This window comes from Variovorax sp. 20P10.2.4 (genome assembly GCF_058244205.1).
Genome location: NZ_JBZAYE010000324.1, coordinates 1 through 8,132 on the forward strand (window position 1 = coordinate 1; position 8,132 = coordinate 8,132).

10 protein-coding genes are annotated in these 8,132 nt (G+C 69.9%); 3 read left to right on the plus strand and 7 right to left on the minus strand.

Going from position 1 to position 8,132, the window contains the following annotated elements; genetic code table 11:
• Positions 1-153: 153 nt before the first annotated feature.
• From AC27VN_RS25260 to AC27VN_RS25275, 4 genes are all read right to left on the minus strand, one after another.
• Positions 154-2,511: an FdhF/YdeP family oxidoreductase gene (locus AC27VN_RS25260; protein ID WP_490878302.1), complete on the minus strand. Its 2,358-nt coding sequence runs from the start codon at positions 2,509-2,511 to the stop codon at positions 154-156.
• Between the two features lie 121 nt (positions 2,512-2,632).
• Positions 2,633-2,947 carry a type II toxin-antitoxin system RelE/ParE family toxin gene (locus AC27VN_RS25265; protein ID WP_490878297.1) on the minus strand — a complete coding sequence of 105 codons (315 nt, stop codon included), beginning with the start codon at positions 2,945-2,947 and terminating at the stop codon, positions 2,633-2,635.
• On the minus strand, positions 2,944-3,225 hold the full coding sequence (locus AC27VN_RS25270) for a YlcI/YnfO family protein (protein ID WP_209541700.1): 282 nt from the start codon (positions 3,223-3,225) through the stop codon (positions 2,944-2,946). Before AC27VN_RS25270 ends, AC27VN_RS25265 begins: the two co-directional genes overlap by 4 nt.
• Before the next feature lie 59 nt (positions 3,226-3,284).
• A complete protein-coding gene (locus tag AC27VN_RS25275; RefSeq protein WP_490878298.1) occupies positions 3,285-4,199 on the minus strand; it encodes a LysR family transcriptional regulator in 915 nt (304 codons plus the stop codon).
• 109 nt (positions 4,200-4,308) lie between these two features.
• Here AC27VN_RS25275 and AC27VN_RS25280 point away from each other — a divergent pair, with 109 nt between their 5' ends.
• Positions 4,309-5,169, plus strand: a complete 861-nt coding sequence (locus AC27VN_RS25280) for an NmrA family NAD(P)-binding protein (RefSeq protein ID WP_490878299.1) — start codon at positions 4,309-4,311, stop codon at positions 5,167-5,169.
• Positions 5,170-5,175: 6 nt separating this feature from the next.
• Here AC27VN_RS25280 and AC27VN_RS25285 read toward each other — a convergent pair whose 3' ends face one another.
• The 3 genes from AC27VN_RS25285 to modB are packed head-to-tail and all read right to left on the minus strand — an operon-like array spanning position 5,176 to position 7,430.
• Positions 5,176-5,967, minus strand: coding sequence for an ABC transporter ATP-binding protein (locus tag AC27VN_RS25285; RefSeq protein ID WP_490878300.1), 792 nt, complete (start codon positions 5,965-5,967; stop codon positions 5,176-5,178).
• Positions 5,964-6,728: a molybdate ABC transporter substrate-binding protein gene (gene modA, locus AC27VN_RS25290; RefSeq protein ID WP_296778854.1), complete on the minus strand. Its 765-nt coding sequence runs from the start codon at positions 6,726-6,728 to the stop codon at positions 5,964-5,966. The genes AC27VN_RS25285 and modA overlap by 4 nt, the downstream gene beginning before the upstream one ends.
• Positions 6,729-6,746: 18 nt before the next feature.
• Complete coding sequence (modB, locus tag AC27VN_RS25295) at positions 6,747-7,430, minus strand: molybdate ABC transporter permease subunit (protein WP_093340902.1); 684 nt, start codon at positions 7,428-7,430, stop codon at positions 6,747-6,749.
• A gap of 225 nt (positions 7,431-7,655) precedes the next feature.
• Between modB and AC27VN_RS25300 the strand changes: the two genes are divergently transcribed.
• Positions 7,656-7,913, plus strand: coding sequence for a hypothetical protein (locus AC27VN_RS25300; protein WP_093341257.1), 258 nt, complete (start codon positions 7,656-7,658; stop codon positions 7,911-7,913).
• 2 nt (positions 7,914-7,915) lie between these two features.
• A partial coding sequence (locus AC27VN_RS25305) for a nitroreductase family protein (RefSeq protein WP_490878301.1) occupies positions 7,916-8,132 on the plus strand: 217 nt, incomplete at its 3' end.

Sequence of the window (8,132 nt, forward strand, 5' to 3'; positions counted from 1 at the left end):
TCAGCACGCTCGCGCCCTGGCCGAGCCGCTTGCCCAGGCGCGGCAGCGAGACGCTCTCCAGGCCCTCGGCCTCGAACTCGGCCAGCGCGAGCAGGATCGCGGCGGGCAGCGGCAGGGCGTCGTTCGCTGCGTCGGACATGGCACGCGCGAGGCTCAGGCCGCGACCTCTTCGCCCGTGACCGAGGCCGGGCCTTCCTCGGCCTGCGCGAGGTGCGCCACCAGCATCACGGGAATCGACTTCGAGGTCGGCGTGCCCGCGTTCTCGGCCACCGAGGACAGCGGCACCAGCGGATTGGTCTCGGGGTAGTAGGCCGCGAGATTGCCGCGCGGGATGTCGTAGGCCACGAGCTTGAAGCGGTCGGCGCGCCGTTCCTGCCCGTCGTCCCACACCGTGAGGATGTCGACCCAGTCGCCGTCCTTGAAGCCCAGCGCGCGGATGTCCTCGGCATGGATGAACACCACGCGGCGCTGGCCGAACACGCCGCGGTAGCGGTCGTCCATGCCGTAGATGGTGGTGTTGTACTGGTCGTGCGAACGCGTGGTCAGCAGGGTGAAGACCTTCGCGTCGCCCTTGCGGCCGTGGCGCGCGCGGGCGCGGTGCACCGGCGTGTCGGTCGGCACCGCATGGGTGAAGAACACGGCCTTGTGCTGTGGCGTGTTCCACACGCGCTCGCTCGCGGTGTTGCGCAGGCGAAAGCCGCCGGGCGTGGCGACACGCGTGTTGAAGTCCGCGAAGTCGTCGAACACGGCCTCGATCTTGTCGCGGATGCGCGCGTAGTCCTCGACCATCCACAGCCACGGCGTGCGGCTGCGCGCACCGAGCGTGGCGGCCGCGAGGCGCGCGACGATGGCGGGCTCGGACAGCAGCTGCTCCGAGGCCGGCGGATTGATGCCCATCGAGATGTGCACCATGCTCATCGAGTCCTCCACCGTCACGCCCTGCGCGCCGGCGGCCTGCATGTCGATCTCGGTGCGGCCCAGGCAGGGCAGGATCAGCGCCTCGCGCCCGTGCACCACGTGGCTGCGGTTGAGCTTGGTCGCGACGTGCACCGTCAGGTCGCACTGGCGCAGGCCCTTCCAGGTCTGATAGGTGTCGGGCGTGGCGGCCGCGAAGTTGCCGCCGAGCGCGAAGAACACGCGGCCCTTGCCGTCGAGCATGGCCTGGATCGCCTCCACGGTGTCGAAGCCGTTCTCGCGCGGCGGCTCGAAGCCGAACACCTGCTGCAGCCGGTCGAGCAGCGCCGCCGGCGGCTTCTCCCAGATGCCCATGGTGCGGTCGCCCTGCACGTTGCTGTGGCCGCGCACCGGGCAGGCGCCCGCGCCCTCGCGGCCCATGTGGCCGCACAGCATCAGCAGGTTGACGATCATCTGGATCGTGGCCACCGAATGCTGGTGCTGCGTGATGCCCATGCCCCAGCAGGCGATGACGCGCTTGGCGCCCAGGTAGACCTCGGCCGCGGCGCGGATGTCGGCCTCGGACAGGCCCGACTCCTGTTCGAGCAGCTCCCACGACTCGGCGCGCAGGTCGGCGGCCAGCGATTCGAAGCCGGCGGTGTGGGTGGCGATGAACTCGCGGTCGAGCAGCGAGGCGCCGCTGGCGGCGATGCTCTGGTCGTCGCGCTCGATGACGTGCTTCATCATGCCCTTGAGGGCCGCGAAGTCGCCGCCCACGCGCAGCTGGTAGTAGTGGGTGCTGATCGGCGTCGAGCCCAGCGTGGCCATCTCGATCTTGCTCTGCGGATCCTGGAAGCGCTCGAGGCCGCGCTCGCGCAGCGGGTTGAAGCTCACGATGCGCGCGCCGCGCTTCGAGGCCGCGCGCAGCTCGCCGAGCATGCGCGGATGGTTGGTGCCGGGGTTCTGGCCGAAGATGAAGATCGCGTCGGCCTTGTCGAAGTCGTCGAGCGTGACCGTGCCCTTGCCCACGCCGATCTGCGGCCGCATGCCGCTGCCGCTGGGCTCGTGGCACATGTTCGAGCAGTCGGGGAAGTTGTTGGTGCCGTACTCGCGCACGAACAGCTGGTAGAGGAAGGCGGCCTCGTTGCTGGCACGGCCCGAGGTGTAGAAGATCGCCTGGTTGGGATCGGGCAGCGCATTGAGGTGGCGCGCGATCAGCTCGAAGGCCGCGTCCCATTCGATCGGGCGGTACCTGTCGCTCGCGCGGTCGTACACCATCGGGTGCGTGAGCCGGCCCTGGTCCTCGAGCCAGAAGTCGCTCTGCTGCATCAGCTCGGCCACCGTGTGCTTCGCGAACAGCTCGGGCCCGGCGCGGCGCGCGGTGGCCTCGGCCGCCACGGCCTTCACGCCGTTCTCGCAGAACTCGAAGGTCGAGGCATGGTTGCGGTCGGGCCAGGCGCAGCCCGGGCAGTCGAAGCCGTCGGGCTGGTTGGCCGACAGCAGGGTCTTCGCACCCTTGAGGGGAATGTCCTGCCGCAGCAGCGTGTTCTTCACGCTGCGCAATGCGCCCCAGCCGCCCGCGGGGCCCTTGTAGAACTCGATCTTCTGTTCGCCGATATCGCCAATGCTCATGCGACCGAGTGTTCGCCGCGCGCGCCGGGAGCGTCAAATTGAATCGGGACATGCTCCGATTCAAAACGGAAATGACGATCCGTCGCGCCCCAGGGCCGGCCCCGGCTCAGTGGTAGTCGTCTTCCCGTTGATGCCTGACGGCGGCCACGACGATCGACTCGTTCGTTTCTATCTCGAACAGCGCGACATAGCCGCTCCCGCCGAACGGAATCACGAGCTCGCGGATCCATGGGCTGTCGCCGGCCTTGCGGCAGGTGAACGGCGAGAAACCCAGCGTGGCGATGCCGCTTTCGATGGCGTCGAGCGCTCGCGACGCCAGTACCAGGTCCCCGCCCCGCGCGAGTTCCCGCTCGATGATGAAGTCATAGAGCCGCTCCAGGTCTTCGACCGCCTGGAGGGTGAAGCGGACCTTGTAGTTCACCGGTGCGCCGAACGCTGCCGTTTCCTGGCCACCTCGAGCTTTGTCTTGAGACGATCGACCACCTCACCCGCATCGACATACGCGCCGCTGCGACGTGCGCTGGCCAACGACGCGAGGCCGCGGACCACGAATTCGGCCTGATCCTTGCGCTGTTGAACGCGCGCGCGTATCGCGGACTCGACGAATTGCGACAAGGACTCGCCCTCGCCCAGCACCTGCTCGACTTCGTTACGGAATTCGGGCTCCACGCGCAACGACGGGATGGTGGCGGTTTTCATCGCTCAATTGTATCGCCGATGCGATGCAAGACGATCAGCCGTGCGCGCGCCGGGCCGGTTCAGCCCGCGGCGCGCGGCGCCAGCAGCTCCTCGACGAAGCCGATGAAGGCGCGCACCTTGGCGGCCGGCAGGTGGCGCGAGGGATAGAGCACGTGCAGCGAGAAGCGCTCGTCGGGCCAGTCGGGAAAAAGGTCGACCAGCTGCCCGGCATCGAGCAGTTCCTGGATGCCCAGCGCCTTGATCTGCGCGATGCCCGCGCCCGCGACGCAGGCGCCGAGGATGGTGCCGGGATCGGTCAGCAGCAGCCGGCCCGCGGTCGGCACCTCGATGGCCTTGCGGCCGCGGCGGAATTCCCAGGCGAAGGGCTGGCCGGTCAGCGGATCGCGCACCTGGATGCAGACATGCCGGGCGAGCTCGGCCGGCTTCGCGGGCCGGCCATGGCGCGCGAGGTAGCCGGGCGCGGCCACGGTCGCGACGCGGGTCTCGATCAGCTTGCGCGCCACCAGCGAGGAGGCCGGCGGCGTGCCGAAGCGCAGCGCGATGTCGAAGCCCTCGCCCACGAGGTCGCCGAGCTGGTCGCGCGCGATGAGCTCGAGCGAGAGCTGCGGATGCCGTTCGACGAAGCGATGGATGTGCGGCGCCAGCAGCAGCCGCGAGGTGAAGGCGTCGACGTTGACGCGCAGCCGGCCCTGCACCGCGCCCGCGGAACCGCTGGCGCGCGTCACCGCGTCCTCGATGCCGAGCACCAGCGGATTGATGCTGGCGTAGAGCTCGCGGCCCTCGTCGGTCAGGCCCAGCGAGCGCGTGGTGCGGTCGAGCAGCCGCACGCCGATGCGCGCCTCAAGCCGCGCGATGGCCCGGCTCACGCCCGAGGGCGTGACGCCCAGCACATCGGCCGCCTTGGCGAAGCTGCCGCTGTCGACGACGGCGGCCAGCACGCTGACGTTGGAAAGCAGTCGTCCGTCGAGGGCCATGGATTCATCCGTGATTTGGAGTCACGAATGATATGAGCTGCACGGCATTTACTCAAAGGCTTGCGATTCCTAGCATTCACCCCGTCGCATTCGTTCAAGGAGAAATCACATGCATGCCATCACTGGAATCACGGGCAAGGTCGGCGGCGCCGCCGCGCGCGCCTTGCTCGCTTCGGGCCAGAAAGTCCGCGCCATCGTGCGCGATGCCGACAAGGCCCGGCCCTGGGCCGCGCTCGGTTGCGAGGTCGCCGTCGCCGAGATGGAAGACGCCGACGCGCTGGCGCGCGCCTTCGCCGATTGCACCGGCGTGTTCGTGCTACCGCCGCCGTGCTTCGATCCGCTGCCGGGCTTTCCCGAAGCGCGCGCGGTCATCGCGGCCGTGCGCCAGGCGCTCGAGGCGGCGCGGCCCGCACGCGTGGTCTGCCTCTCGACCGTGGGCGCGCAGGCCACGCAGCCGAACCTGCTGAGCCAGCGCTCGCTGATGGAGGAAGGCCTGTCGCCCCTGCCGCTGCCGCTCGCGCTGCTGCGGCCGGCCTGGTTCCTCGACAACCTGACCTGGGACGTGGCGCCGGCGCGCGAGCGCGGCATGCTGTCCGGCTTCCTGCAGCCGCTCGAGCGGGCGGTACCGATGGTCTCGACGCTCGACGTGGGCCGCGTGGCCGCCGAGCTGCTGCAGGAGGACTGGCAGGGCCGGCGCGTGGTCGAGCTCGAGGGCCCGGCGCGCGTGACGCAGCACGAGATCGCCGCCACCTTCGCGCGCGTGCTCGGCCGGCCGGTGCAGGCCGAGGCAGTGCCGCGCCAGACCTGGGGCGCGCTGTTCCGCGAACAGGGCATGCGCGACCCGGTGCCGCGCATCCAGATGCTCGACGGCTTCAACGAGGGCTGGATTGCTTTCGAGGGCGACGATGCCTCGGTGCGCAAGGGGCGCGTGACGCTCGAGGAGGTGGTGCGCCAGCTCGTGGCCGGCTGAGCCAGCTCAGGCGCCCGGCGCGTCCTGCATCAGCAGCCCGCGCAGCTTGCTGCGCAGCGGCGTGTCCTCGACGGCCGGCACGCCGGCCGCCTCGCGCAGCGAGAGCTCGCGGCTCTCGGCGGTGTGCAGGTCGATCTCGCGCACCACCTGGCCGTCCTTGTAGACGAAGGCCACGTCGGCCAGCGCGAGCACGTCCTCGATGTCGTGCGTGATCATCAGCACCGGGATGCCCCAGCCGCGGCGCACCTCGGCGAGTTCTTCGCGCAGCTCGGCGCGCAGCATCGGGTTGAGCGCGGCGAAGGGTTCGTCGAGCAGCAGCACCTGCGGCCGGCAGGCCAGCGCGCGCGCCAGCGCCACGCGCTGCTGCTGGCCGCCCGAGAGCTTCTGCGGCCGGCTGTCGGCCAGCGCGGCGAGGCCGAAGCGATCGAGCAGCGATTGCACGTTGTCGGCCTCCTCGCTCGGCAGGCGCCGGCGGCGCCAGGAGGTCAGGCCGAAGGCCACGTTCTCGCGCACCGAGAGGTGCGGGAACAGCGCGTAGTTCTGGAACAGGTAGCCCACGCGCCGCTCGGAGGCCGGCACGTCGATGCCGCCGGCGGCATCGTAGAGCGTGCGGCCGTCGAGCCGCACATGGCCGCCCGCGGGGCGCAGCAGGCCGGCGATGGCCTGCAGGGTCAGCGACTTGCCGGCCCCCGAGGGACCGTAGAGCGCGGCGAAGGGAACGTCGGTCGAGAAGCGCGCGGCCAGGTCGAAGCGGCGGCTGCCGTCGGTGACCGTGAGCTTCAGATCGACATCAATCATGGTTTGCCGAAACCATAGCGCGTGAGCACCTCCTGTGCCGCGTCGCTCGAGAGGAAGTCGATGAAGTCCTTGGCCACGGCCTTCTGCTTGCTCTCGGCCACCACGGCGATCGGGTAGGTCACGGGGCTGTTGCCGCTGGGCGTGAGCACGATCTTGACCTTGTCGCCCATCACGGCCGCGTCGGTGCGGTAGACGAAGCCGGCCTCGACCTCGCCGCGGCCCACGTAGTCGAGCACCTGGCGCACGCTGTCGGCCTGCACGAACTTGGGCTCGAGCGTGGTCCAGAGGTTGGCGGCGTCGAGCACCTGCTTGGTGTAGCGGCCGACCGGCACGGTGGCGGTCTTGCCCACGGCGATCTTCTTCACGGCCGGGCCGGCCAGGTCCTGCAGGCTCTTGACGCCCACGCCGTCCTTCGACGGCTCGATCAGCACCAGGCTGTTGCTGACGAAGTTCTTGCGCGTGTCGGTGTCGATGTGCTTCTGCTCGACGCCGCGGTTCATGGTCTCCTGGTCCGCGCTCGCGAACACGTCGACCGGCGCGCCCTGGCCGATCTGCTGCAGCAGCACGCCCGAGGCGGCGAAATTGAAGCGCACCGTGGTGCCGGCCTTGGCGGCCTCGAACTTGGGACCGATCTCCTTGAAGGCGTCGGTCAGGCTGGCCGCGGCCGAGACGGTGATCTGCTGCGCGGCGGCGCCCAGCGGGATCGCCAGGGCGAGGACGGAAGCGAGGGCGAGGGACGACAAGGCGCGGATGGAACGCATGCGAAGCTCCTGGATGAATCAGCGAAGGGAAAAGAAACGGTTGGACAGCACCAGCACCGTGATCGACAGCAGCGAGGTCACGATCACCAGCAGCAGCGCGAGGTCGTCGTGGCCGGCCTGCACGGCGTCGTAGATCGCCATCGACAGGGTCTGGGTCTGTTGCGGAATCGAGCCGGCCACCATCAGCGAGGCGCCGAACTCGCCCATGGCGCGCGCGAACGCCAGCAGCGTGCCGGCCAGGATGCCGGGCCAGGCCAGCGGCAGGGTGACGCGCACGAACACCGAGAAGCGCGACTGGCGCAGGGTGCTGGCCGCGGCCTCGAGCGAGCGGTCGACGCCCGCGAAGGCGGCGCTGGCCGACTTGAGCACCAGCGGCAGCGCGACCACGGCCGAGGCCACCACGGCACCGTGCCAGCTGAAGATGATGGTGTAGTCGAAGTGCTCGCGCAGCCAGGCACCGAGCGGGCTGCGCCGGCCCGCCACCACCAGGATGCCGTAGCCGATGACCGTGGGCGGCAGCACCAGCGGCAGCATGAACACCGCCTCGAGCACGCTGTGGCCCCAGAAGCGCTTGCGCGCGAACAGCCAGCCCAGCGCCAGCCCGACGACCAGCGCGAGCACCGTCGCCACGCTGGCGACCTGGATAGACAGCACCAGCGGGTGCCAGTCGGTCTGCGTGATGAGCGATTGCGTCGTGTTCATGAAGATACGGCGCAATTGTTGCATGACGCGCCGGCACGGCTCGGCGATGGAACAAGGGTTCCAGGTTTTATTAGGGTAAATCCAGTGTGCATCGGGGGTGCGAAGGGTGCACATCCCGAGGCTCCTCCATATACTGGCAGATACAGCGTCGAAGACCTTCCACCCCCGGGACCGCGGCGCCAGATCCACCCCATGTCCCACGAGGACCCCGACCGACCGCCGACCATGCGCGCCTCAGCCCACGACACCGTTGTCCGCTCGATCTCCGGCCGGCCCGAGTTGCGCCAGGTGACGCAGGTCCAGGAATGGCGCGTCGAGCGCACGCTCGACGACGACGGCGGCGTGGTGCTGTCGATCGTGGCGCCCGGCGGCGAGAGCCAGTCCTTCCTGGTCGGCCAGGCCGACGCGCACGACATCGGCGAGGTGCTGCGCCGCAAGGCCGCCTGGGTCGAGCGGCTCGAACACGGGGAACCGCAGCGCTGACCATGAGGTGGCGCCACATGACGGGTGCCGAGCGCATCCTCGAAGTGCTGCTGACGCGGCGTTCGGTCTCGCCGCGCCGGCTGCGGCCGCCCGGCCCCAATCCCGAGGAACTCGACGGCCTGCTGCAGGCCGGCCTGCGCGCGCCCGACCATGGCGCGCTGCACCCCTGGCGCGTGATCGAGTTCAGGCCCGCGAGCCGCGAGGCGCTGGCCGACTGCT